Annotated in this window: 26 protein-coding genes; 11 read left to right on the top strand and 15 right to left on the bottom strand. The window is 38.5% G+C overall.

Annotated features, from left to right (window positions below; translation table 11 throughout):
* Positions 1-18: 18 nt before the first annotated feature.
* Genes ND2E_RS17840 through ND2E_RS17850 form a run of 3 tightly spaced genes read right to left on the bottom strand, consistent with a single transcriptional unit; the run spans position 19 to position 2,248 of the window.
* Positions 19-771, bottom strand: coding sequence for a TIGR04219 family outer membrane beta-barrel protein (locus ND2E_RS17840; RefSeq protein ID WP_033092446.1), 753 nt, complete (start codon positions 769-771; stop codon positions 19-21).
* Between the two features lie 4 nt (positions 772-775).
* A complete protein-coding gene (locus tag ND2E_RS17845) occupies positions 776-1,771 on the bottom strand; it encodes a DUF2333 family protein (RefSeq protein ID WP_033092445.1) in 996 nt (331 codons plus the stop codon).
* 33 nt (positions 1,772-1,804) lie between these two features.
* A complete protein-coding gene (locus ND2E_RS17850; protein ID WP_033092444.1) occupies positions 1,805-2,248 on the bottom strand; it encodes a copper chaperone PCu(A)C in 444 nt (147 codons plus the stop codon).
* A gap of 92 nt (positions 2,249-2,340) precedes the next feature.
* On the opposite strand from ND2E_RS17850, the gene ND2E_RS17855 reads away from it, so the two are divergent.
* Positions 2,341-3,075, top strand: a complete 735-nt coding sequence (locus ND2E_RS17855) for an enoyl-CoA hydratase-related protein (protein ID WP_033092443.1) — start codon at positions 2,341-2,343, stop codon at positions 3,073-3,075.
* Positions 3,076-3,122: 47 nt separating this feature from the next.
* Here the strand turns inward: ND2E_RS17855 and ND2E_RS17860 are convergent, their stop codons facing one another.
* The 4 genes from ND2E_RS17860 to ND2E_RS17875 form a co-directional block, all read right to left on the bottom strand.
* Positions 3,123-3,479: a hypothetical protein gene (locus ND2E_RS17860; RefSeq protein WP_033092442.1), complete on the bottom strand. Its 357-nt coding sequence runs from the start codon at positions 3,477-3,479 to the stop codon at positions 3,123-3,125.
* 28 nt (positions 3,480-3,507) lie between these two features.
* Complete coding sequence (locus ND2E_RS17865; RefSeq protein ID WP_052056231.1) at positions 3,508-3,738, bottom strand: PspC domain-containing protein; 231 nt, start codon at positions 3,736-3,738, stop codon at positions 3,508-3,510.
* A gap of 107 nt (positions 3,739-3,845) precedes the next feature.
* A complete protein-coding gene (pspA, locus tag ND2E_RS17870; RefSeq protein ID WP_033092441.1) occupies positions 3,846-4,508 on the bottom strand; it encodes a phage shock protein PspA in 663 nt (220 codons plus the stop codon).
* Between the two features lie 118 nt (positions 4,509-4,626).
* Complete coding sequence (locus ND2E_RS17875) at positions 4,627-4,953, bottom strand: hypothetical protein (RefSeq protein WP_033092440.1); 327 nt, start codon at positions 4,951-4,953, stop codon at positions 4,627-4,629.
* Between the two features lie 328 nt (positions 4,954-5,281).
* Here ND2E_RS17875 and acuR point away from each other — a divergent pair, with 328 nt between their 5' ends.
* From acuR to ND2E_RS17920, 9 genes are all read left to right on the top strand, one after another.
* Entirely contained in the window at positions 5,282-5,905 is a 624-nt protein-coding gene (acuR, locus tag ND2E_RS17880; RefSeq protein ID WP_033092439.1) for an acrylate utilization transcriptional regulator AcuR, read from the top strand.
* 45 nt (positions 5,906-5,950) lie between these two features.
* Complete coding sequence (gene acuI, locus ND2E_RS17885; RefSeq protein WP_033092438.1) at positions 5,951-6,934, top strand: acrylyl-CoA reductase (NADPH); 984 nt, start codon at positions 5,951-5,953, stop codon at positions 6,932-6,934.
* 126 nt (positions 6,935-7,060) lie between these two features.
* Positions 7,061-7,717 carry a nitroreductase family protein gene (locus tag ND2E_RS17890; RefSeq protein WP_033092437.1) on the top strand — a complete coding sequence of 219 codons (657 nt, stop codon included), beginning with the start codon at positions 7,061-7,063 and terminating at the stop codon, positions 7,715-7,717.
* A gap of 148 nt (positions 7,718-7,865) precedes the next feature.
* Positions 7,866-8,942 (top strand): UDP-N-acetylmuramate dehydrogenase, encoded by a 1,077-nt coding sequence (gene murB, locus ND2E_RS17895; protein WP_033092723.1) that lies wholly within the window; start codon positions 7,866-7,868, stop codon positions 8,940-8,942.
* Positions 8,935-9,936, top strand: a complete 1,002-nt coding sequence (birA, locus tag ND2E_RS17900; RefSeq protein WP_033092436.1) for a bifunctional biotin--[acetyl-CoA-carboxylase] ligase/biotin operon repressor BirA — start codon at positions 8,935-8,937, stop codon at positions 9,934-9,936. Before murB ends, birA begins: the two co-directional genes overlap by 8 nt.
* The gene (locus ND2E_RS17905; protein WP_033092435.1) at positions 9,933-10,682 is read left to right on the top strand and encodes a pantothenate kinase; all 750 of its coding nucleotides are present in this window, start codon (positions 9,933-9,935) and stop codon (positions 10,680-10,682) included. The genes birA and ND2E_RS17905 overlap by 4 nt, the downstream gene beginning before the upstream one ends.
* Positions 10,683-10,766: 84 nt before the next feature.
* Complete coding sequence (gene mtnN / locus ND2E_RS17910) at positions 10,767-11,498, top strand: 5'-methylthioadenosine/S-adenosylhomocysteine nucleosidase (RefSeq protein WP_033092434.1); 732 nt, start codon at positions 10,767-10,769, stop codon at positions 11,496-11,498.
* Between the two features lie 31 nt (positions 11,499-11,529).
* Positions 11,530-12,495, top strand: a complete 966-nt coding sequence (locus ND2E_RS17915; protein ID WP_033092433.1) for a cobalamin biosynthesis protein CobD/CbiB — start codon at positions 11,530-11,532, stop codon at positions 12,493-12,495.
* 90 nt (positions 12,496-12,585) lie between these two features.
* The gene (locus ND2E_RS17920) at positions 12,586-13,239 is read left to right on the top strand and encodes a trimeric intracellular cation channel family protein (RefSeq protein WP_033092432.1); all 654 of its coding nucleotides are present in this window, start codon (positions 12,586-12,588) and stop codon (positions 13,237-13,239) included.
* A 112-nt stretch (positions 13,240-13,351) separates the two neighbouring features.
* Here the strand turns inward: ND2E_RS17920 and ND2E_RS17925 are convergent, their stop codons facing one another.
* From ND2E_RS17925 to ND2E_RS17940, 4 genes are all read right to left on the bottom strand, one after another.
* Positions 13,352-15,982, bottom strand: coding sequence for a TonB-dependent receptor (locus tag ND2E_RS17925; RefSeq protein WP_455549941.1), 2,631 nt, complete (start codon positions 15,980-15,982; stop codon positions 13,352-13,354).
* 177 nt (positions 15,983-16,159) lie between these two features.
* Positions 16,160-16,816 (bottom strand): lysophospholipid acyltransferase family protein, encoded by a 657-nt coding sequence (locus ND2E_RS17930; protein ID WP_033092430.1) that lies wholly within the window; start codon positions 16,814-16,816, stop codon positions 16,160-16,162.
* 22 nt (positions 16,817-16,838) lie between these two features.
* Entirely contained in the window at positions 16,839-17,162 is a 324-nt protein-coding gene (locus tag ND2E_RS17935; RefSeq protein WP_033092429.1) for a ribonuclease E inhibitor RraB, read from the bottom strand.
* 100 nt (positions 17,163-17,262) lie between these two features.
* The gene (locus ND2E_RS17940; protein WP_223303526.1) at positions 17,263-17,748 is read right to left on the bottom strand and encodes a DUF4136 domain-containing protein; all 486 of its coding nucleotides are present in this window, start codon (positions 17,746-17,748) and stop codon (positions 17,263-17,265) included.
* Between the two features lie 223 nt (positions 17,749-17,971).
* On the opposite strand from ND2E_RS17940, the gene ND2E_RS17945 reads away from it, so the two are divergent.
* Entirely contained in the window at positions 17,972-18,862 is an 891-nt protein-coding gene (locus tag ND2E_RS17945) for a TraB/GumN family protein (protein WP_052056230.1), read from the top strand.
* A gap of 72 nt (positions 18,863-18,934) precedes the next feature.
* Here ND2E_RS17945 and ND2E_RS17950 read toward each other — a convergent pair whose 3' ends face one another.
* Genes ND2E_RS17950 through ND2E_RS17965 form a run of 4 tightly spaced genes read right to left on the bottom strand, consistent with a single transcriptional unit; the run spans position 18,935 to position 22,593 of the window.
* Positions 18,935-19,438: a nitrous oxide reductase accessory protein NosL gene (locus tag ND2E_RS17950; RefSeq protein WP_033092427.1), complete on the bottom strand. Its 504-nt coding sequence runs from the start codon at positions 19,436-19,438 to the stop codon at positions 18,935-18,937.
* Complete coding sequence (locus tag ND2E_RS17955; protein ID WP_033092426.1) at positions 19,438-20,256, bottom strand: ABC transporter permease; 819 nt, start codon at positions 20,254-20,256, stop codon at positions 19,438-19,440. Before ND2E_RS17955 ends, ND2E_RS17950 begins: the two co-directional genes overlap by 1 nt.
* Complete coding sequence (locus ND2E_RS17960) at positions 20,256-21,200, bottom strand: ABC transporter ATP-binding protein (protein ID WP_052056229.1); 945 nt, start codon at positions 21,198-21,200, stop codon at positions 20,256-20,258. The genes ND2E_RS17955 and ND2E_RS17960 overlap by 1 nt, the downstream gene beginning before the upstream one ends.
* Positions 21,201-21,204: 4 nt before the next feature.
* The gene (locus ND2E_RS17965; RefSeq protein WP_033092425.1) at positions 21,205-22,593 is read right to left on the bottom strand and encodes a nitrous oxide reductase family maturation protein NosD; all 1,389 of its coding nucleotides are present in this window, start codon (positions 22,591-22,593) and stop codon (positions 21,205-21,207) included.
* Positions 22,594-23,755: the final 1,162 nt, after the last annotated feature.

Below are 23,755 nucleotides of genomic sequence, written 5' to 3'. Positions count from 1 at the left end.
TGGTTTAAAAGCCTGACTCTAGAAGTGAATCACTGCGCCAGCAAAGAAACCGTCGTAGGTTAAATCACTGTAAAAATCATCTAAATCGTTTAATTCTAATTTTAATGTGCGGTAGCCAAGTGTTACATCCAAATCGACAGCAACATTGTCTAAAAGCGCATAGCTTACGCCAATTTGTGCGTCATAAATCGTTTGGTCGTCATAACTAATAAAGTTAGCTTCGGCGAAAACATTTAAGCCGGTCAGTGGCAAACCGATAATGGTAGACACGTAAGCCATTGGGATAATACCAGAGACATCTAGATCACTGCTGTTACTATCTGACTCTGCTACTTTAATGTAAGAATCCAGATCACGTGCGGTTAAACCGAAATCAAACGTTAATAAGTCATTATCTAATACTTCGTAATAAAGCGTGTAATCAACAAAGCTAGCATCAAGGGTTGTATCTAATGTTGTGCCAGCCGGGTAAATGACCTGGTCAAACTTAAAACTTTCTGTTATTTGAGTTCCACCAACGGTATCAAGTGTTGTTGATGCTATTTTAATATTAGGAATTAATGGGATTGGATGCTCAAAAGCAACATAAAAGCTGCCTTGATTTTCATCATCAAACTCAAAAACAGACTGATTATCAGATCCTTCACCAAAGCTACCGCTGGCATCATTTGACCAAATTTGGCCTCCGATATATAAACCTAAAAGTGTATCGGCTTGGGCAGTACCACACATTAGTGCCGCTAAGCTGCCAGCGAGTAAAGTTTTTTTCATGTCATTATCCTTTGGTTAAAAGTTCATTTAAATCGATTAAAGCTGCATTTGCGCGAGAAATATAATTAGCCATTACCAATGAATGATTGGCAAGGGTACCAAAGCCACTGCCGTTTAGAATCATTGGGCTCCATATTGACTCTTGGCTGGCCTCTAGCTCACGAATAATTTGCTGTAAGCTAATTTTGGCATTTTTGTTTTCTAACACGCTATTAAAATCTATCTCAATGGCTTTCAGTAGCTGAAGCAACGCCCAAGTAGCACCACGGGCTTCATAGAATACATCATCTATTTGCCACCAACTTGTTTGTAGCTGTAAATGAGAAACACCTTGGCTAGATTGTTCAGCAGGTTTATCACCAGCTAAGTCAGTATTCACTTGTTCACGACCAACACTTAAGCTTAAGCGATGTGAATAACTACCTAAACGTTTTTGGACTTCTTCAATATAGGCACGCAGGTTATCGGCACGGGCATAAAACTGAGCCTTGTTATTGCCATCGCTGCTGACCAATGCACTGCGGTAGGCATACAGCTGTTTAATCGCTGCACTATATTCAGACTCTGCACTAGGAACTGCCCAACTTTTACTGTCGATATTAAAGCGTGGTTGTGCTTCAAGTAAATGTTTATTAACCAGTGATTGAGACTGTGAACGGCTAAAATCTTTACGCATCACTAATGCTAAATCTCGTACCATTTCTAATACACCGAATTCCCAAGCAGGCATGTTATCTAAAAAAAGTGACGGCGGCATGATGTCATTTGATAAATAACCACCAGGCTTATTTAATAATGCTTCACTAACTTTTATTAAAGCCGTTGTAGTGGTATAGCCCACAACAGGAGCAACATTTTCAGCTTTGGCAGCCTGTGTTACTTCAGCGTGTATATTGATGGCTGAAGGTGTAGTACTCCAATAAACACCAATGCCATATAGAAGAAAAAATATGCCAGTAAAGGCCCAGACAATTGATTTTGTAGAAAACATTGTTTTCATATCCACTCCAAGGATGAGGTTGTTAGTATTGTACTATTTATACTTAAGAACAGGTAATTGAATTTTAACTTCAGTGTCATTAGAAAAGTATAATGTTAATGTAATAACATCTTTTTCCGTTATTTGTTGTTTTAATGAAAAAATCATAAGATGCAATCCTGAAGGTTGCAGCACGACTTCGCTGTTAGCTTTAATGGTAATTTCACCTACCTCACGCATTCGCATCATCCCATCAGCCATACTGTGTTCATGAATTTCAATGCGATCTGAGATGACACTACTAACTTTCTGTAAGGTAATTGCGTTATCACTAGTATTGTTTATGGTCATATAAGAAGCCGTCACCTCGCTGCCAGGTATGCTTGCCTTAACATAGCCATCGGTAACGGTAATTGCACTTGTCGCGTAGACATTACTTGTCATTGCGAACAATAAAGTAAAAAAGATAGCGACTTTTCTATAATGAATATTTCTCATTGTAACTATACATCCCTGATAACAAGTATTATTGTTTGACTATATCTTATATCAATCGTATTGATAAACCTATGTAACTAAACTGGTGGCAAATGAATAATTTGATTTTAACAACAGAAAAGCAAGGTGTTTTTACCATTACTTTGAACCGTTTTGATAAAAAAAATGCTTTAACAAATGATATGTATAAGCAACTTTGTCAGTATTTTGCCTATGCAGAACAAACTTCAAGCATTCATTGCGTTGTCATTCAAGGAAATGAACAGTGTTTTTGTGCGGGTAATGATTTGCATGACTTTATTCAATGTTCTGCTGATGATGAACTAGCCGCCTTAGATTTTGTTAAAGTGCTGTCTGAATTTACTAAACCACTAGTTGCCGGTGTTGCTGGCGTTGCCGTGGGTATTGGCACAACATTATTATTGCATTGTGACATGGTTATTGCAGCCACAAATAGTAAATTTAAACTACCGTTTACCCAACTAGGTTTGTGCCCTGAAGCGGGTTCTAGTTTGTTATTAACTCAAAAAGTCGGCCCAAATAAAGCTTTTGAATTAATGGTGCTTGGCAATACATTTAACGCAGAGCAAGCATTGAGTTATGGTATCACTAACCAAACGTGTCAGCCCGATGAGTTGTTAGCACTTACTGCTGATGTTGCTTTAACCATTGCCAATTTGCCTGTTGAGTCAGTGATGACCAGCAGAAAGTTAATTCGTCAAGCAAACAAAGCCGCTTTAAGCCAAGTTATTAGTGCAGAAAGCCAAGCCTTTTCTCATTTGGTTAAGTCGGATGAATGTAAAAATATCCTAGCTAAATTTTTCTAATAAAGGCCTGAGTTTAGTTTGGAAATTATAACTACTCTTACTGAGCACTAAGTGTATTGCCTAGTGCTTTTGTTTCGACTACTGTTATTTCGAGTAAAAAGCCAAATAACAACAGCCATTAATAAAATTGGCCAAAATACGCCGACGGTTACCATGGCTATGCTGCCAAAGATAATCAAGCTAATGAATATTAGGCCACCAAAAACACTTAAGACAATCCCTAATGCCGCCACCACTAATACCACAACTACCAAAGCAGAAACCCCTATTGCTTTTAGCGGCTCAACAGACTCACCGTCTAGCATTACATGCATGTCCATTAACTCCAACATGCCAACACCAAAAACATAGGTTAAGAAGATAGTTGCGAAAATGGCCAGTATTAAAGATTTAAAGAAGCTCATAGGTTCCTCACTTTTGTCGACATGAAAATTAGTAATACTTGCTGTTAGGTAGCAACATGCTTGCTACGACATAGGCAACACCTGTGACTACGGGTAACATAATCAGTGCAGCAATAGCGGCAATACGTACAGCTAATCGAGGGAAGTCATAATATTTGGCAATGCCTGCACAGACACCAGTCAATTTTTTATTTGCTACGTCTTTACATAATGTTTGACGAACACTTTTTATACTCGAATATTCTCGATCATATCTCATGGGAACTCCTTAATTTTGCATTATTTCTTTACAGCGTTACTTTTTAAAAATGATTGCCTTCAAAACTAGCGAAGGCTTTTAGTTCATTTATCGTGGTGCTATTAAATTTAAGCGTTAACAACTTTCTTTTTCATTTCAGCTAATTCCGCTTCAATGTTGTCGTCTTGTTCAAGTTCAGATATCTGTGTTGATAAATCTTTATTCTCAGTTAAATCATAAGACTCAACTTGTGCTTCAAGATGATCAATTTTCTGTTGGTAACGTTCAAATTTGGCCATTGCTTCATCAATATTGTGAACCACCGCTTTTTCGCGCACCTTTAATCTTACTTCAGCAGATTCTTGACGAAGGCGTAGTGCTTCTTGACGACGTTTTGCTTCGTTAAGTTTATTTTGCAAGCGTTGTGCATCTTCTTGTATTGCGATTAACAAATCGGATAATTGTGCGTTTTCTTCATCTAGCTGAGTTAACTCCGCTTGGCATTTATGTTTTTGCGCCAATGCTGATTTCGCTAAATCTTCACGGCCCTTATTTAAGGCAAGTTCAGCTTTTTCATGCCAGTGCGCTATGCCTTCCTGAGTCGCTTTAACTTTTCTTGTTAAGGTTTTTTGTTCAGCAATATTTTTAGCTGCAGTTGAACGTACTTCAATTAAAGTTTCTTCCATTTCGCCAATGATCATACGAATCATTTTTTCTGGATGCTCGGCTTTGTCTAACATGCTGTTTAAATTTGCATTAACAATGTCGGTAAAACGGCTGAATAATCCCATAATTTTCTCCTGCTTATTTTCGATACTTAATTTAATTATTTAGTGTGGTAACTTAATAACGTGCAATTAAATTACATGTTATTAAGTTTGTTAAAAGTTATGTTAGTGACTTAATTTACTACTTAGCATTGTCTTCAACTGTCGGTGTCGTTTCTTTTACTTCTTCTGCTGCTAACCAGCTTGACGCATTATCAAATGAAAAGTTAACGGTGTATTCTTCAATTTCTTTATTAATTGATTGCTGTAATTGTGTATTCAATTCAGTAATCATTTTCTCTCCTTGAGCAACAATGAAATCGCTTACCGTTTTTTCAACATTAGGTAACGGGGCTGCATTAACGCTAGTGCTTAGTGTGGCACCTAGTAAAGATCCGATAAGTACTAATGCAAGGCTTACATCTTTAATTTTGCTGCTAGTATTTGTAGTCATGTTAAATGTGCTCATAATAAATTCCTTCTTCTCTTTGTATTTGTTGGTTACGTTGTAGTGTAAGTTTTCTATTTTGATGTTAAACATCACTTGGTATGTCATAGTTATTACAAGTGCTGTGCCAAAGAGCATTAATCATTTAAGTTGTTGATAAATAATGCATATAATTTTTTATGTGATTTTCTTAAAATCAAGAGTAAAAAATTAATTTAACTTTTTAGTTAAATTAACCATCAAAATAGTCTATTTGACCATGTTAGAAATCGTTGAGGTTATTCCTTTGTTTACTATTTATACAAAGTAATGCTTGCAATTAAATAGACGATCGGTCTAATATGGTTTTATGCAATTAGATACTATTAAAAAGAGAAGAGGTCGACCGCCTAAGTCTGGTCGAGATACTACTAATACCAAAACTGAATTAATCAGTAGTGGCGTTGAGCACTTTACGCAATTTGGCTTTGCTTCATCAGGTTTAGAGCAAATTTTAAAAAAAGTGTCCGTACCCAAAGGATCCTTTTATCATTACTTTGCCAACAAAGAAGTCTTTGGCTTAGCGGTAATTGATTACTACAACAGTTATTTCAGTCGTAAGCTTGATTCACATTTAAAAAATGACCAGCTAGCTCCCGAACAAAGATTACTGAGTTTTGTTGAAGATGCTAAAGCGGGTATCGAACGATATAATTTTAATCGAGGTTGTTTAGTGGGGAACCTTGAGCAAGAAATTGCAGTACTACCTGATAGCCACCGCGAAAAGTTGGCCATGGTAATGCGGGGCTGGCAGCGTAAAATCTCTGACCATCTCAAGGTGCTTTACCCTGATACCGAGCAAGAAGAACGTCACTTGTTAGCAGAGTTTTTTTGGATTGGCTGGGAAGGCGCGGTGAGTCGCTGCAAATTAGTACAAACAACTCAGCCGATTGATCTTTTTATCAATCATTACTTACTTTTGTTGAAAAAATAATTTTTTTATTAATTAATAGACGACCGGTCTATATTGGAGGTTCATATGTTTAATTGTTTACTGGTAAATAAAGATGAAAATGGCTACAAAACATCAATCACTGAATTAGCTGAGGAAAGTTTATCTCAAGGTAATGTCTCAGTAAAAGTCCTCTATAGCACCTTGAATTACAAAGATGCGCTAGCGATTACTGGCAAAGCGCCTGTGGTAAGAAGCTTCCCTATGATACCTGGGGTAGATTTCAGTGGTATTGTTGAGCACAGTGAAAGTGATGAGTTTAAGGTCGGCGATAAGGTATTGCTAAATGGTTTTGGTGTTGGTGAAAAACATATGGGTGGCTTATCTCAAAAAGCAAAAGTAAACAGTGATTGGTTAATTCCTTTACCTGAAGCCATTTCACCTCTGCAGGCCATGGAAATTGGTACCGCTGGTTATACTGCTATGTTATGCATTCAAGCATTGGAAAAGGGCGGCATTAATCCACAAAGTGGCAAAATTCTTGTGACAGGTGCCACTGGCGGCGTTGGTAGCTTTGCAGTGAAACTACTTTCCTTGATGGGTTACACAGTTGTCGCTTCAACAGGCAGTAATAAACAACATGAGTATTTATATGATTTAGGTGCAAGTGAGATAATAGACAGAGAAGAATTATCAGCGCAAGGTAAACCCTTAATGAAAGAAAAATGGGCGGGCGCAATTGATTCTATCGGTAGCCATACTCTTGCTAACGTCTGTGCAAGTATCCAATATGGCGGTGCTGTCGCGGCGTGTGGTTTAGCGCAAGGCATGGATTTACCTGCTACCGTTGCACCATTTATTTTACGAGGTGTTTCCTTATTAGGCGTTGATAGTGTGATGCGTCCAAGAGCAGATAGAGTGGCAGCATGGAAAAAATTAGCTGAAATATTACCTGCAACGGAAATGGAATCGATAGCAGAAGTGATTAGTTTAGCATCTTCTATTGAGGTCGCTGAGAAGTTACTTAAAGGTGAAGTAACGGGCCGAGTTGTTGTTGACGTAAATAAGTAACCTATGTACGAAATAATACTTCTGTAAGAAAAATGGCGCTAAAGTAAAAACTTAGCTTAGCGCCATTGAATCTCAATGATATAGAGACTACCTTATGTGGATATTACTTTTCTTGATGGAATCACTATGACTCACCCTATTATCGAAGATCTTGCCCGCCGCCATACGGTAAAAAAATACGACGCAACAAGAAAGATCCCCCAAGCAGACTTAGATGTCTTGTATGAAGCCATGCGCCTTTCCGCTTCTTCTATTAACTCACAGCCATGGAAGTTTATCGTACTCGAAAGTGATGAAGCGAAAACACGTATGAGTAAAACATTTGCCAATATGCATCATTATAATCAACCGCATGTATTTGATAGCTCGCAGATTATTTTATTTGCTTATAACCCTAAATATAATCGTGATGACTATGCCAAGGTCGTCGATAAAGGTATTGTCGATAAACGTACAGCGCCAGATAAACGTGAAGCAGCCTTTGGTGGCTTCTTATTTGCTGAGCTTAATACCAGTGATACAGGTGACACCAGTACATGGACCAAAGCACAAACATATTTAGCGTTAGGTAACACCTTACATATATTGGCTCGACTTAATATTGATTCGACGCCAATGGAAGGTATTGATATTGATCTAGTAAATAAAGAGTTCAGTAAAGAGCTTGATGGCTATCAATGTGATGTTGCCTTAGCGATTGGTTATCACCACCCTGAAGATGATTTTAATGCTAAGTTACCCAAATCTCGTTTAGCACTAAACGATGTTCTGCTGCGCATATAGTCCCACTGTAGCGTAAAATAAAGCATTTATTCAGATAAGGTGGCAAGAAATCCTTTGTTATCTTATCTTAGTTAATCGTACTGAATAATTGGAGTTGAGTTGATTTTTCAGTACAATAATGATTCTTTCATTTTTCATTTTCGTGGCTATGCACTCTAATCACAATTACTCCTTAAAAAGCAATAACAGCTTTAATCTGAAGGCGAGTTGCTCACGCATCTTTTTCCCAAGTTCTTTGATAGAACTGCAGCAATTACCTGATTTATCGGCTGAAAATTTCTACATCCTAGGCGAGGGCAGTAATACCTTGTTTGTCGAGTCTCAAGCACCCATTATTATTCGGCCAAAATTTAACGGTATTGAGGTTTCTGAACAAGATGATCACTTTATTGTTACGGTTGGCGCTGCAGAGAACTGGCATGATTTGGTGTGTTTTTGTTTAGAACAAGGCATTTATGGCTTAGAGAATTTAGCCTTGATTCCTGGTAGCGTTGGTGCCGCACCGGTACAAAATATTGGTGCTTACGGAGTCGAGTTTGCTGACTTTTGTCAAGAAATACAGTGGTATGAATTTGCAAGTAAAGCAATGCATTCAATCACTAAACAAGCTTGTCGTTTTGCCTATCGTGATAGTATTTTTAAGCAAGAAAGTTATAACAAAGGTTTAATTACTCAGGTGACTTTTAACTTTCCTAAGAAGTGGCAAGCAAACCTCTCCTATGCGGGTTTAGATATGCTTGCAAAAGAGAGTACTGCTGAGCAGGTTATGGCGAAAGTCATTGCACTACGTAGTAGCAAGTTACCTGACCCAAAAGATTTACCAAATGCGGGTAGTTTTTTTAAAAACCCCTTGGTAAGTGAATTAGATTTTGCTCACTTACAACAGAAATATCCAACAATTCCTTATTACCCGCAAAGTAATGGTGAGATAAAATTAGCAGCGGGTTGGTTAATAGATCAAGCAGGATTAAAAGGTTTTCGCCATGGTGGTGTTGGAGTTCATCAGCATCAAGCCTTAGTTTTAGTAAATTACGACAGTGACTTAGGAACAGATATCATTAGTTTAGCTAAATATATTCAACGAAAAGTCAAAGAAAAATTTTCAGTCTCTTTAATACCAGAAGTGCGCATGATTACACATGATGGTGAAAGTGCGTTCTCGTCGCTAAGCGATCTTAATCCCATTGTAGATATTCAGCCTACTAGAGGTCAAGTCGATGACTAAAGCCGTTAAAGAGCATTTAATTAAGTCTTTAGCCTCAGGAACGTTTGTATCAGGACAACTACTCGGTGAAGATTTAGGTATCAGCAGAACGGCTGTCGCTAAGCATATTAAAGTGCTAACTGAAATAGGCCTAGATATATACAGTGTCACTGGCAAGGGCTACAAATTAGCGCATCCTCTGCATTTGTTAGAGAAAGACAAAATTATTAGTTTACTTGCGCTTGAAACAAACAAGCAGACTATGAAGCAAAACGATTTGCCCTTAATTGAAGTACATAGCTTAATTGACTCTACTAACGATTATTTAATGAGGCGTTTACCTAATCAAGTCACATCAGGACAGGTTTGCTTAGCAGAGTACCAAAGTGCAGGAAGAGGCCGACGAGGTCGACAGTGGATCTCACCTTTTGGCTCACAAATTTACTTGTCTATGTATTGGTATTTAGAACAAGGATTATCTGCGGCAATGGGTTTAAGCTTAGTGACGGCATTGGCGGTTAGTGATGCCGTAAAAGCCCATAGCAATGTACAAGTACAGCTCAAGTGGCCTAATGATATTTATCTGGATGGCGTAAAGCTGGCGGGTATCTTGATTGATCTTGAAGGACAGGCGTTAGAGCCGAGCCACTGCGTTATTGGCATTGGTTTAAATCTACATATGCCAGTAGAAGCAGGTAAGTTAATTGAACAAAAATGGACTGATTTACAATCACACAGTAAGGTAAAAATCGATAGAAATGGACTCAGTGCGCAATTGATTGGTTGTTTAAGACAGCGATTACAGCAACATCAGCAAGTGGGTTTAGCACCTATGTTAGAAGAGTGGCATGCGCATGATGCTTTTTTAAATAAGCGGGTAAAATTAATTACTGGCGAGCGAATAACTCACGGCATATGTCGAGGAGTTAATAATCAAGGTGCTTTGTTGTTAGAAGTGGATGGACAGGTTAAACCTGTCTACGGTGGTGAAGTTAGTCTCAGGATGGACGAATGATTCTTTTAATTGATATCGGTAACAGCCGAACAAAATATGTGCACCTCATTAGTGGTGAGTTGTCAGCGACTACACAGCTTAATAATGACGAGTTTTCTGAAGCTTATTTTGTCAAATATTTCAGCCAAGCTAGCCAGATCATAGTTGCTAATGTAGCTCACTCGTCGTTAACTGACGAGCTTATGGCTTGGTGCAAAAGACAAAAAATCAGTTTTAAACAAGTGCACAGTGAACAGCAAAAAAACAGGTTAATTTCAGCATATCAAGAACCAACGAGCTTAGGTATTGACCGCTGGTTGGCGTTATTAGGAGTTATGCACCTTTACCCAGATGAAAATGTCTTAATAATAGATGCTGGCACTGCGACCACTGTTGATTTATTAGCGGCTAATGGACAGCATCAAGGCGGTTGGATATTGGCAGGTATTAACGCATTATTTAGCAGTATTTTAAGCCATAGCACTTTGGTTCATGCAAAAAACAAGACAACACCTAGCTTATCATTTGGCGCTAACACTACGGATAATGTCAATAATGCGTGTTGGGCAGCAACACTGGGCATGGTTGAACAAGCCATTGCGCAAGCACAGCAGTTAGGTGATATTAATCGAATTATTTTAACCGGTGGCGATGGTAAGGCGTTAACAACGTTATTGTTAGCACAGACTACGGAAAATATTTTGGCGGTAGAAAATATTCAATTTATTGATAACCTTATTTTCTTCGGTCTGCAGGAATATGCATAAAACAGCGTGTCTATTTGCCATTATGAAATAAGTTATTATCTTTATTTACTCGAACAGAATTAAATTAAACAGTTAGGAATTAACATGAAAGCAGGAATTATTGGCGCAATGGAGCCAGAAGTTGCCATTTTAAAAGAAAAATTAATTGATGCCAAAAGCACAGAGCATGCAGGTTACACTTTTTATCAAGGCCAATTAGATGGTAGTGAGGTTGTTATTGTCCAATCAGGCATTGGTAAAGTGGCTGCGGCATTAGCAACCGCAATACTAATTGACCGTTTCCATGTAGATTATGTTGTAAATACTGGCTCTGCTGGAGGTTTTGATAAGACATTGACAGTAGGTGATATTGTTGTGAGCTCAGAAGTTCGCTATCACGATGTTGACCTTACAGCATTTGGCTATGAAGTAGGTCAATTACCCGCTAATCCTGCGGCATTTATGCCACACAGTGATTTAGTAGCAGCAGCGAAAAAAGGTATTGAACAACTCAGCCAATCCGCTGGGGAAAATATTAAAGCTGTAGTAGGATTGATTACTACAGGGGATACCTTCATGACCAAAGAAGAGGATGTTGCCAAAGCACGTGCTAATTTTCCTACAATGGCTGCAGTTGAAATGGAAGGTGCTGCGATAGCGCAAGCATGTTTACAGTTAAAAACTCCTTTTGTTGTAATACGTTCACTTTCAGATATTGCTGGTAAAGAATCACCGCATACCTTCGAAGAGTACCTTGAAACAGCAGCGGTCAATTCATCGCAACTTGTTTTAAATATGTTAGGCCAACTTAAGGGAAAAGAACTTAGCGCAAGCTAAGTAACTTGTCAGAATAGGGAACGGACAATTAATGACAGTACTCACCGAGTTAACGCCTTTTAGCTATCATGTGTTGATTCTCGTGATAGTGCTGCTCATTAAGTCGTTAGTTAGCCATTTTATTGCACATGAGCCATTACGTTTTTTTCAATTTTACTGTGTTCAGTTGGCTCATAAGGTTAATAACAGTAAAAATAGTGCACAGCACCAAACCATTGCAGGTCTGTTAGCATTATTAATCACACTGGTTCCAATAGTGATCATCCTCTGGTTATTCGCTGACTTTGTTGCTGTTGATTATGTCTGGCAGGGACTATTACTTTACCTTGCTCTCGGCAGTTTAAATCTAGGACAAATAAATGTAGGTATTGCACAAGCTCTAGTCGCGAAACAAAATTACCTAGCAAAACAAACCCTCAAACCACTTCTGTTACGAGAAACCGAGCAACTCTCACAGGTAGGATTAAGTAAAGCTGCTATCGAAATGCAGATACTTCGCAGCTTGCAGCAAATTTATGTCGTTAGCTTCCTCTTTCTTATTTTTGGCCCCTTAACCGCGCTTAGCTATCGATTAATGTTAGAAATGCATTATTGTTGGAACACCAAGTTACAGCAATATAAAGACTTTGGCTTTTATAGTCAGTTGTTTACCCAGCTTATTCAATGGTTACCAAGCCGGTTAATGGCAGTATTGATATTATTGAGTTCGTTAGGGCAGGGAAGTTTATTGTTTTGGCGTTTAACACGAGACCATATTTTTAAACTAAATAATGATTTTTATATTGCTGCACATGCTTTTACGCTTGCAGTGAGGCTTGGCGGAGTGGCTATGTATCAAGGGGAGAAATTACGTAAAGCTGCGTTTAACGATCTTGGTAAACAACCTGAGCCAAGGGATATAATCAAAGCAAACCGTAAGGTGAGTTTTTGTATCATTAGCAGTTTAATTTTACTCGTGCTGCTAGCTCTGATCTGGCAGTTAACCATGCAAAGCTAATCCCTCAATTGGACTTTATACCGATGATACTTCAAGATGTGAGTTGCTAGTTTCAGTTAAATTCTGCATCTTGAGGTAACTTGAATATATATGAATGACTTATTATTTTATTTAGATATTTTCGGTGTTATCGTTTTTGCCTTATCAGGTGCACTGATGGCTGGTCGCTATCAGCTTGATCCCTTTGGTGTTGTCGTGCTGGCCTCAGTGACTGCTGTAGGTGGTGGTACCATTCGTGATGTTATTTTACAAACCCCCGTTTTTTGGGTGGAAAAGCCCTACTATCTTTATGTCATTTTAATGACTGCAATACTCACTATAGTGCTGATAAGACAACCTAAACGTATTCCAAAACGTTTCTTACTAATTGCTGATGCTTTAGGTTTAGCTTTATTTGCTGTTTTAGGTACGCAAAAAGCACTGTACTTAGGCGCACCAATTCCTGTGGCTGTTGTCTTAGGAACGATTACAGGGATTGCTGGCGGTATGATTCGTGATGTTTTATGTAATGTAATCCCGATGATTTTACGCGAAGAAATTTATGCGCTGGCGGCCATGTTAGGGGGCAGTTTATTTATTTTATTACGTGGTCTAAATTGGAGTGATACTCAGGCGATGACAGTTTCGATCTCTGCTGCGTTGACTCTGCGCTTAGCAGCTATTTATTGGCACGTTTCATTACCTGCTTTTCATATTGTTGAAAAACCAAAAAAAGAAAAAGATAAGTCAGCAAAGAGAAAATAAATCACGCCCTTAACTAGACATCTGGTAATTCTGCAGTACATTAAAAAATATCAAAGCCAGTACCTTCAAGCAGTACTGGCTTTTTTCATAGTCTATTGCGCTGTTTAGTTAACTAAAAGCTAACACTGACCTTCACATAACCGCGTCGGCCATGTAAGTCGTAGGTCATTACATCAGTATTTGCATCATTCCAGGAAGTTAAGAAGGGGGCCTTTTTATCAAAGATATTATCGATACCTGCAGAGAGACTGACATCATCAGTTAAATAATAATTGCCTTGAATGTCATGATAAAAAATACTGGGCACCGAGCTGCCAATAGGGCCGCCACCGTTAACATCATCCGCGGTGCCAATGTAGCGAATGGCATAGTAAGTTCCCCAATTCTCTGCCTGTACGGTAAAGCCTAAATTAGCGCGCCACTCAGTATAACTGCCTTGATCTTCAGTGATAAGACCTAATAATTCATGAGTAGCTTGTCCTGGTAATGGTTTATTCTCATGATTAAGTAAATGAGTCGCTTCTAAATCTACCTTGGTTGTTAAATTGAATAATGATCCTTGGTATTGCATATTGAAATCAATGCCGCTTACTTTTTCCCATGCTGCATTGACGGGGCGTTGATTAAGTGACGTTACTTGCTTACTAACACTATGGCGTTCAAAACTATTACAATAATCACTGTAAGCATCAGGGTCGGTATAACAAAGCTTAAGCACATCAGAGCCATTGACTGAGGTGATAGCTTCTTCAACTTCTATATCGAAATAATCTATCGTTGCTGATAAACCTTCAATAAAACTAGCTTGCCATACAAGACCCAAAGTAAAGGTGTCTGCAGACTCAGGCTCTACTTCTGGATTACCACCGACAGCGGTTAAAACCGTAGTGCCATCTTGTACAAAATCAACGGGAACGCCATCTGCTAAACAATTGGTAGCGATGTCTCCGCTGGCATTTTCACAGGGGTCAATCGTGCGAAGGTTTTCAGAATTAGTGCCACCAAACTGTTCGGTTAACATAGGTACTCTAAAGGCCGTCGATTTCACACCACGAAGCATTAAGCTATCGACAATTTGCCAAGTTAAGCCAACTTTGTAGGTCGTTTTATCTCCAAAGGTGCTGTAATCAGCATATCGAGTGGCTATTTCAGCATTAAGTGATTTAACAAAGGGTAAATCCGCGAGTAAAGGAAGCGAAAATTCAGCGTAGACTTCATTGACGTCATAATGGCCATTAATGCTATCTTCACCACCATTGCGTAATACGGTTGAGTCTGGGTTACGCCAGCCACTTTCATATCTACTTTCAAGTCCTGCGGCAAAGGCAAGGGTACCCGCGGGCAGTTGAGTGATGTCACCGGTAACATTTAAGGTAAATGATTTAAGTTCATTACCTCCATTACCTTCGCGACGGTACTTAACGTAATCAATGACTTCGGGGCTTAACTCATCAACGCCAAACCAATCACCACAAGGAATACTCGCGCCCACATCCGGGCTACAAAGGTTTTCATCAAGTGTTTGACTTGCTCTTTGTTTATCTAAATCGAAGGTCCAGCCATCATTCCCAGTGTTGCGGCTATAGTTATACGCCATATCCCAGTGCCAGTCGTTATTGAATTCACCGTTTAGCCCTAAAACTAGGCGTGTAGTATGAGTTTCCTGAAAAAAGAAAGGTGCGCCCAACTCAGTATTACGGCGCTTTGTTAACTCTAGATCTTGTCCTGTTGGATTATAAATAAAATCTTTTGAAACCAGAATACCGCCGATGCTTCGAGGGGTAACAATCTGCTCAGATTGACGATTACTATACATGGCTTCGGTAAATAAATTAATTTGCTCTGTTAATTGATAATTAAGCGTTGTTGCTAAGTTAATTCGTTTACTCGGACTGACAGCATTTAAGTAGGGGATCCATGTAAAACCGTGCTTGTTACTATCATAAGTTTCATAACTATTCCCATCACCTTGAGGGTTTTGGTTAAATTGCACACTTTGACCATCAGCGAGCAAAGCACGTCCGCCCTCGGTAGACGAGCTACCAAAACAAGCTAATTGGCTGGTACCATCATCGTTCACAGTTTCAGACTTAGCACAATCGATTCTATCTGATTGTCTAACTGCTTCGGTATTTACGTAGTTCGCACTAAAAACAAAATTACCACGCTCAAATGATGAGCCAATGTTTAAAGTTAGTTCTTGATGCTCACCGTCACCTTCATCTGAAGCACCGGCTTTTGCGGTAAACGTAGCACCTTCAAGTTCACTCTTGGTAATAATGTTAACTACACCAGCGACAGCATCTGCACCGTATATAGCAGATGCACCATCTTTTAAAATATCGATGCGCTCAATTAGTCCTGTGGGAATAGTGTTTAGATCGACCGAGCTATTTGCACCCGTGCCGCCATTAACCATACGTCTACCGTTAAGTAAGACCAGCGTACGTTTTATACCCATGCCACGTAAATTGACTTGGGCGGTACCATAACCGCCACTGGTCCAGTAAGCATTTGTAGCATTACCAGCAACACCTGCTGAAAAAGGCATACGTTGTAATAAGTCTTCAACATTCACTATGCCTGTTAGTGCTATTTGTTCGGCCGTGATTACGCTAATTGGGCTGGCTGTTTCAAAATCTGCCCTTTTAATATGAGAGCCAGTGATAGAAATTTTTTCAATTTCTTCAGCTGCATTAGTGTCTTGCACATTTGCATGAGCATACGCACTGTGAAATGCCATCAACATGGCGGTAAATAAGAGGGATTTTTTCATGGAAAAGCACCAAGCTAAGTAAAGTAACTCGTTGTTGTCACGAGCTAAAAAGGTGCCGAGATTTTATCAGTTACAAACTATAACGTGATGTGACATATTGCCGCAATTAGAGGATCTGACGACAAATTAGTCAGTGTTTTAATGCTATTGCTCAAAGGCTTTATTCATTTGCTGTTGAATATCATTGTACCAATTGTCTGTAGTGGTTACTGCGGGTAATACTTCTATTTTAATGGTACCCGAAGTCGCTGTTTTGCTTGATTCATTATAAATATCTAAGATGTTTTTAATAACAACGGGCTGAGCTTTTAGTTTAAGCTTTTCAACCAGTAATTTTGCTCCTGCTTCAAAGGGTTCAATTTTTCCTGATTGTGAACGTGTTCCTTCAGGAAAAATAATGACTTTTTTACCTTTGCAAACTTTTACATCTTTTAGTAATTTGATAATGGCACGATTGTCTTTTTGATCAACGGTAATGTGACCTACTCTATCGACGATACTAGAAACGGGCCACTTATCCATGATACCTGTTCGGCCAATAAAACGTATATCATTACCTACTATCTCTTCAAGACAGAATATATCAAACATACTTTGATGATTAATAATTAAAATATCGGTATCAGCGTCAATCGTTCCAGTCAGATTTACCTGGGCACCAACACTACGCATAATCAGCGAAGTAAAAAGTCGACGAAAGCGATTAAAACGTATTCCGTGGTGTTCACATAAAGATAAAGCAACAGACTGAGCTGCAATCGCAACATACATTTTGTATTTTTTAAAATAGAAGGCAAACATGAATAATCTTCAGAAGCTTTACTTAAGCTTCAATCCCCCAGCCATCAGTGTAACCATTAAATTGAGTAACAATTTTATCAAAAGCTTGTTCTTGGGTAATAATAGCTTCGTGCGATGGTACCATAGCAATGGTGCAGTCTACATCCCAAACATTAGGTGTTTCATCTGGATGTAAGTGACATTTTATTTGGGGTAAGTGCTCTTTTATATGATCAACCATCGCTTGTGCTTGGCTTTCTTTTTCGAACAAATGGAAAAATACCACATCATGTGGTTGGCTCAAGTTTATACCTGCTTGGTGCATTTCGGCTAACACTTGGCCTGTTTCGTCATCTGGGTAGTTCATAGAGGAGTACTATATCTTATGTAATATTAATGGAAGCATTATAAGTTGCTATAAGCGACTTGAATAGAGCTTGTGATAAATAAATATTTTCTGACTTATTTTAATTCCTCGGGTATTGAGTCAGCATAGTATTCACCGCTTCCATTGTTTTTTCATTTTGTGTCGTGCTGTTATCTTTTGCTTCGAAATCTAGCGGATAGATACTGCGCCATACGGAACGATGACGTTTAGGATCAACTAAGTCAATAATCAAACCACCAGGATATATGGCCCACTCGTTATTATCTTGTTGCCAAGTATTCGCTTTTAAGCAGTGAGGACAAAATAAGACGACTTTATTGTAATTTTGGTAATCTTGGCGTTTACCCTTAACTAAGTAATAAGTGACTATAATATCTGCATCGTTTAGGTTGCTATATTCAAATTTCTGCGCGTTTAGGCTTTTTTCTATTGCGATTTCAATACGGTTTCGTTGTGCATAACTTAGGCTTTGACTATCAAAAAAGTCAGAATCATTAAGGTAAAAACTATAGGTTTTTACCTTAGAAAAATCAAAAGCAGTATGATAAATGACAGGGTTGTTCATTGAGCTACAACCAGATACAGTGAATATAATTAGGCAAAGTAGCAATAATTTAATCGGCAATGTCAATACCATCAGTTAGTCAACACAGAGTAATAAATACAGTAAAAATAAAATACTAGCCTAACAATTGGCTTGAGGTTTGAACAGGGAAACTAACAAAATTATATGATTTCATCGCTTTTTGACCTTAAGTCACTTTTTACAATACAGATAAGGATATTTAATGATTAAAAGTACATACAAGCAGCTATTTATTGGGGCATCACTTCTTGCAATGAGTGTTGTGTCATTAACAGCGCAAGCGCAATCCTCCGTCTGGAAAGTGAGTAAAGGCAATGACCATATTTTTATTGGTGGCACAGTACATATTTTACCACCGTCAGAATTCCCATTACCTGAAGAGTTTCAACAAGCTTATAAAGAAAGCGATAGCATCGTATTAGAGGCTAAATTAGCTGATGCCAGTGATGCTGATTTTCAAATGAATATGATGCGACAAATGACATATGCTAACGGTAAAACAATTAGCGGTTTTTTAACGACAAAAACGCAACAACAACTCAACGATTATGTTTCGAGTTTAGGTGTAGATATGGCAATGTTTGAGCATTTTAAACCGGGATTTTTGGTTACCATGCTAGCGTTATTAGAAGCGCAAAAAGCACAGTTATCGGGGGAAGGTGTTGATGTTTTCTATAGTAACCAAGCTAATAGGGACAAGAAATCTATCGCCTATTTGGAAAGTGCTGAATTTCAAATGAATATGATTGCTGATATGGGCATTGGCGATGAGGAACATTTCATCAAATCAAACCTTGAGCAGATGAAAGACTTCAAAGCAATGTTTACCGGTTTACTTAAAGCATGGCGGGCAGGTGACGATAAGCAACTTATGAAGTTAGCTATTAAGCCTATGAAGGATGATCCAAAAACCTTTAAAAAATTACTAACAGATAGAAACCGCACTTGGATACCACATATTGAGCGTATGTTTGCTGACAATGGTCAAAGTACAGATAAAGAGTTTGTCTTAGTAGGTGTCGCGCATCTAGCTGGCGATAAAAGCGTTTTAACGTTATTGAAAGCTAAAGGATATCGCGTAGAGAAATTATAGTATTATTTATCTAAGTTGACCCCTTTAACAGTAATTAAGTGGCTGTTAAAGGGGGGGTATTTTACTTTCAACCTACCATAGACTGTCTTGATTCACGTCTTTAAAGCTAAGTACTTTACCGCCGAACTCTTCGGCAAAAGCTTGCGCATCTGATTGTAAGCTAAAACTTGCTAATGTTTTCCCCATGGCGCCTGTTTTTTCAGAGCCGGTAACAAACCAAGCCTTTTTTGCATCAATAAAATACTTATCATCAATACTGTCACTACCCCATGGCATTTTACTCATATCATGCACTAATATTTGGCTGACATTACGCGTATTTTCTGGGTCTAAATAATAGCTGAACATGTCGCGGGTAGAGCAGAATTTAAAGACATTTTCACCTTGCTCTTTTCTGAAAACTTCACCCTTTGGACCATCAAAATTGGTAATAAGCATGCCACATAAGTGACATTCATCGCTGCTTTCCATGGCAACAGCTTTATGAATAACCTCTTGTTGAGCCGAATTATCTGAACAAGCTGAGATGATGAGCAAACAAAATAGTGCGCCGAAGATTTTAAAAATAGCTGACATTACAGTTTTTTCCTTTTAAAGATAAATATGGCAATCGATAAGGGTAAGACAACCCAAGCAAATAGAGCAGTGAATAACTGTTCTTGTGAGAGGCTAGCGTTAATCGCTACGGCAAGTGCGCCGTTAACATCACTACTGTCAAGCCCTGAAAGGTTAACTAAACGGAAAATATCCGCAGGATTAAGCATCATTAATTGTGTTAAACCGCCTTGGCTAATGCCCTGTTCAACGCCAACAAGCAACGCTAATAAAGCTAAATCAAAAGCTAACGCAAAGAGGAACCAAGTAATCAAAGCAAAACCAGCAGCTTTGGATTTTTCACTTACCGATAAGCTAATTAAATATGAAATTGCAGTAAAGCTTAAGCCAAGTAAAATTGCGCTAACAATAAAGACTGCAAAGCTAGTTATTATTGCTGTGTCACCTAGTTGAAAATACAATAAAACGGCAGAAGAGCCAAAACCAAGTAAGGTCGCCAAAGCTATAATACTGCCTTGACCGATGAACTTGCCAAGTAATAACTGACTTTTACTTAACGGGTATGTCAATAGTAATAATAAGGTGCCACTTTCTTGTTCACCGACAAAGCTATCGTAGCTAAGTAGCAGAGCAATAAGAGGGATCAGAAAAACGGCTAAACTGGCTAAACTGGCAACGGTTGTTGAAAGTGAAGCAACACCAACAGCTCCGGAAGCCGCAGCACCAAAATAAGTCAAGCCAATAGACAGCAAAGCAAAAATAAGGGTAATAGAAATCAACCAACGGTTTCTTAAACCGTCGTGAAATTCTTTATTGGCAACGGTTAATATTTGTTTCATTAGCCTTGCACTCCTGGTGTTTTCGTCGAAGGTGTTTGAGCAGAGCTTTCATGCAAAGAAAGAAAGTGCTGATAAACTTGCTCTAAATTGGCGGTTTCTACTTGTAAGTCATCTAAGCCTTCATGGCTAAGGAGTTGCTTTAACACTTGAATTTTTTCCTGTTCAGGTACCATTAGGGTATTTGGACAATTGGCTGTTAAAAAAACATTCAGCTTACTATCGTTAGCAACTGAACCATTTAGTCCAATTGGCTTGATAGCAACAGGTAATGCCGCTTGTTGGCGTAGTTCGGCTAAAGTGCCCATCGCTAACAATTGTCCTGTTGATAAAATCATTGCACGGTCAATATGTTGTTCAACACCGGGTAAAACATGAGAACATAAAATGACACTGGATCCGTTCGACTTTAATTGATCAACTGTTTTATAAAAATCTCGGGTAGCAATGGGATCTAAGCCAACGGTTGGCTCATCAAGTAATAATAATTTGGGTTCACCGATAAATGCTTGGGCTAAACCTAATCGCTGACGCATCCCTTTGGAATAAGTCTTTACTTGTCTTTTCATCGCATGGGTAATACCCACCTGCTCAAGTAGATCAATCGCATGTTTTTTAGTGAAACCTTTTAACTTTGAAAAATAAGTTAATACTTCTAGACCCGTAAGCTGTTCATAAAAGCTCACATTTTCAGGTAAATAACCAACTTTACTACGGCAATGCCATGCTTCTTTTGAATCAGGGGCCATACCCATGACTTCAATCTTGCCACGACTCGGAGAAATAACGCCTAAGATAAGTTTCATCATGGTTGTTTTACCAGCGCCATTATGACCAAATAAACCCATAACCTCACCTTGATTGAGGTGCATTGTCACTGATTTTAACGCATCGAGTTGCTGGTAACTTTTACCTGCATCGATTAGTGATACTAGTGGAGTACTCATAAAATTATTCCTTCAAGCTTGCGCTAGTGATATTTGCGGACTGCGCAGAATTACTTTTTGTCAGGGTAGATGCTGAAACGGTTTGCTCGTTCATTGATAAACTTGGAGCACTCATTAATGGAAAACTGTCTTTAACGCCCGGAGGTTTAAGTACTGGAAATTGCCTTTGTACCCAGCGTAGAATTAAAATAGCAGGACTGTCCATAATCATTTTCATTTCAGGGTATTGCCAGACTAGTTTATCGATGCCATCGTTGGGTTCAAAAATTGTATCACCAATCCCATCATTACCCATATCCCAGCCTAAATAATTACTCCAGTAGTTACCTCGTCCATCTTTGCTCCATTCCTGTTTTTTATTGGAGACATATTTAACTTGGGTGGGGTTATTGATAAAACTGTTGCCGAATATTTTTACCTTTTCAGAGCCAGCAGTAAGGTGAATACCTATTTCGGCGGTATCAATAATATTGTGTTTTATGGTGTTGTAACCAGAGTTGTATACGAATAAACCTTTACCATCTCGGCCAAGTACTTTGTTTTCAGGTTTGGTCCAAACGCTTTTAACATGGTTATAACTAAAGGTAGATTCAGTAATAAAATTTAGTAAAAAACCATAATCTTCGCTATCAGTGGTTTTATTGCCAGTAATGGTTAATCGACGTGAACTCATGAGGGCGTAACCCGCACGCGTCTTATAAGCAACATTATTTTTTACCGTATTGTCGTAGGAATACATGTAATGCACACCATAGCGTAAATCATGCATAGTGTTTTGTTCAATAAGATTATTTTGGCTTGAGATGACATAAACACCATCGCGGGTCTCATAAACCTCATTGTTATAGACATGGCTGTGAGTAACATTGGCTACTTGTATGCCATTGCCTCTGTCAGCTGATCGCAGTTTAATATTGCCCTTGACCTCATTATTTATAACTTTGGCTTTGGTGACATGATTAAGCCAAATACCAAAACCATCGCCTATTAACAGATTGTTTTTAATGATTAATTCGGGAACTTTTTCATAGTTAATTTTTTCATTGGAATAGATGCCAGAATTTTGCTCAGTTAAATCATCACCCCAATTGATTATGGTGAGGTTTTCTATAGTGATGTGAGAGTTTTTGAGCAACAAAGCATGCCCTTTACTTTGCGCATCTATCGTGGCTTCACCTCGTTTGTTACTTCGAAGTACCACTTGTTTAGTTATGGTGAAATTACCAAAGTAACTTCCCGGCGCTAGGGTAATAACATCGCCATTTTGGCTGTTATCAAGTGCTTGTTGTAAATCATCAGCGGGTGATAATTGAATTTCTTGCGCACTGACTTGTTGAGCACAAAAGCTGCTAATGATGAATAAGATGACAAGTGATTTTTTGAAGAGTAGCAAAACAATTAATCTATAAAAGGGTAACTAAATGCAGCATAACATTATTCAATGAAAATCAGTTGATCTCGATTAAATAAGTTTCATTTATAGCCCTATATAGGGAATTAAATTGTAAAATACCTTGCAATATCGTGGAAAAGTGTTTTTTGGTGTTCAGGGCACGATATTTCGCTTATTTACAAGGGTGATTTCAATAACTAATGGGATGGGATACGTACAATACACACTTTACCTTGCTTCAATTTAACTAGCAGCCTTAAGCTATTTCTTGTCATCTAGATGACAAAAAAGCCCTACATTTTTCAGTATTGGGCTTTCAATTTTTGCCTTTAATTTACTATTGTGGCGTTACTAAAGCCATGCTTCAACGAACATACGATCAAACATTACCATGCTTGTCGTATATTAACTGCATGACAGAACCAGTTTCCTGTTATTCAGATCACAAAAAAGCCCAACACTTTTCAGTCTTGGGCTTTCAATTTTTGTATTCAGTTTACTGTTGTAGCGCCATTAAAGCCTAAGCTTCAACAAACATACGGCCACGCATTTCCATGCTTGTCGTATATTAACTGCGTGACAGAACCTGTTCGGTAATATCACGCTTAAAGCTATTATTAAGCTTCAACAAACATACGGCCACGCACTTCCATGCTTGTCGTATATTAACTGCATGACAGAACCAGTTTCCTGTTATTAAGATCACAAAAAAGCCCAACACTTTTCAGTCTTGGGCTTTCAATTTTTGTATTCAGTTTACTGTTGAAGCGCTACTAAAGCCTAAGCTTCAACGAACATGCGACCGCGCATTTCCATGCTTGTAGTATATTAACTGCGTGACAGAACCTGTTCGGTAATATCACGCTTAAAGCTATTATTGAGCTTCAACAAACATACGGCCACGCACTTCCATGCTTGTCGTATATTAACTGCATGACAGAACCAGTTTCCTGTTATTAAGATCATAAAAAAGCCCAACACTTTTCAGTCTTGGGCTTTCAATTTTTGTATTCAGTTTACTGTTGAAGCGCTACTAAAGCCTAAGCTTCAACGAACATGCGACCACGCATTTCCATGCTTGTAGTATATTAACTGCGTGACAGAACCTGTTCGGTAATATCACGCTTAAAGCTATTATTAAGCTTTAACGAACATACGGCCA

Source organism: Colwellia psychrerythraea (assembly GCF_000764225.1).
GTDB lineage: Bacteria > Pseudomonadota > Gammaproteobacteria > Enterobacterales > Alteromonadaceae > Colwellia > Colwellia psychrerythraea_D.
Note: the sequence above shows the minus strand (reverse complement) of the source record. Positions and strands in the feature narration are given on the sequence as shown.

What these genes read in the sequence shown, in the direction of transcription:
- ND2E_RS17840 (WP_033092446.1), bottom strand. Translation starts at nt 771, where the DNA reads ATGAAAAAAACTTTACTCGCTGGCAGCTTAGCGGCACTAATGTGTGGT.
- ND2E_RS17845 (WP_033092445.1), bottom strand. Translation starts at nt 1,771, where the DNA reads ATGAAAACAATGTTTTCTACAAAATCAATTGTCTGGGCCTTTACTGGC.
- ND2E_RS17850 (WP_033092444.1), bottom strand. Translation starts at nt 2,248, where the DNA reads ATGAGAAATATTCATTATAGAAAAGTCGCTATCTTTTTTACTTTATTG.
- ND2E_RS17855 (WP_033092443.1), top strand. Translation starts at nt 2,341, where the DNA reads ATGAATAATTTGATTTTAACAACAGAAAAGCAAGGTGTTTTTACCATT.
- ND2E_RS17860 (WP_033092442.1), bottom strand. Translation starts at nt 3,479, where the DNA reads ATGAGCTTCTTTAAATCTTTAATACTGGCCATTTTCGCAACTATCTTC.
- ND2E_RS17865 (WP_052056231.1), bottom strand. Translation starts at nt 3,738, where the DNA reads ATGAGATATGATCGAGAATATTCGAGTATAAAAAGTGTTCGTCAAACA.
- pspA (WP_033092441.1), bottom strand. Translation starts at nt 4,508, where the DNA reads ATGGGATTATTCAGCCGTTTTACCGACATTGTTAATGCAAATTTAAAC.
- ND2E_RS17875 (WP_033092440.1), bottom strand. Translation starts at nt 4,953, where the DNA reads ATGAGCACATTTAACATGACTACAAATACTAGCAGCAAAATTAAAGAT.
- acuR (WP_033092439.1), top strand. Translation starts at nt 5,282, where the DNA reads ATGCAATTAGATACTATTAAAAAGAGAAGAGGTCGACCGCCTAAGTCT.
- acuI (WP_033092438.1), top strand. Translation starts at nt 5,951, where the DNA reads ATGTTTAATTGTTTACTGGTAAATAAAGATGAAAATGGCTACAAAACA.
- ND2E_RS17890 (WP_033092437.1), top strand. Translation starts at nt 7,061, where the DNA reads ATGACTCACCCTATTATCGAAGATCTTGCCCGCCGCCATACGGTAAAA.
- murB (WP_033092723.1), top strand. Translation starts at nt 7,866, where the DNA reads ATGCACTCTAATCACAATTACTCCTTAAAAAGCAATAACAGCTTTAAT.
- birA (WP_033092436.1), top strand. Translation starts at nt 8,935, where the DNA reads ATGACTAAAGCCGTTAAAGAGCATTTAATTAAGTCTTTAGCCTCAGGA.
- ND2E_RS17905 (WP_033092435.1), top strand. Translation starts at nt 9,933, where the DNA reads ATGATTCTTTTAATTGATATCGGTAACAGCCGAACAAAATATGTGCAC.
- mtnN (WP_033092434.1), top strand. Translation starts at nt 10,767, where the DNA reads ATGAAAGCAGGAATTATTGGCGCAATGGAGCCAGAAGTTGCCATTTTA.
- ND2E_RS17915 (WP_033092433.1), top strand. Translation starts at nt 11,530, where the DNA reads ATGACAGTACTCACCGAGTTAACGCCTTTTAGCTATCATGTGTTGATT.
- ND2E_RS17920 (WP_033092432.1), top strand. Translation starts at nt 12,586, where the DNA reads ATGAATGACTTATTATTTTATTTAGATATTTTCGGTGTTATCGTTTTT.
- ND2E_RS17925 (WP_455549941.1), bottom strand. Translation starts at nt 15,982, where the DNA reads ATGGCATTTCACAGTGCGTATGCTCATGCAAATGTGCAAGACACTAAT.
- ND2E_RS17930 (WP_033092430.1), bottom strand. Translation starts at nt 16,816, where the DNA reads ATGTTTGCCTTCTATTTTAAAAAATACAAAATGTATGTTGCGATTGCA.
- ND2E_RS17935 (WP_033092429.1), bottom strand. Translation starts at nt 17,162, where the DNA reads ATGAACTACCCAGATGACGAAACAGGCCAAGTGTTAGCCGAAATGCAC.
- ND2E_RS17940 (WP_223303526.1), bottom strand. Translation starts at nt 17,748, where the DNA reads ATGAACAACCCTGTCATTTATCATACTGCTTTTGATTTTTCTAAGGTA.
- ND2E_RS17945 (WP_052056230.1), top strand. Translation starts at nt 17,972, where the DNA reads ATGATTAAAAGTACATACAAGCAGCTATTTATTGGGGCATCACTTCTT.
- ND2E_RS17950 (WP_033092427.1), bottom strand. Translation starts at nt 19,438, where the DNA reads ATGTCAGCTATTTTTAAAATCTTCGGCGCACTATTTTGTTTGCTCATC.
- ND2E_RS17955 (WP_033092426.1), bottom strand. Translation starts at nt 20,256, where the DNA reads ATGAAACAAATATTAACCGTTGCCAATAAAGAATTTCACGACGGTTTA.
- ND2E_RS17960 (WP_052056229.1), bottom strand. Translation starts at nt 21,200, where the DNA reads ATGAGTACTCCACTAGTATCACTAATCGATGCAGGTAAAAGTTACCAG.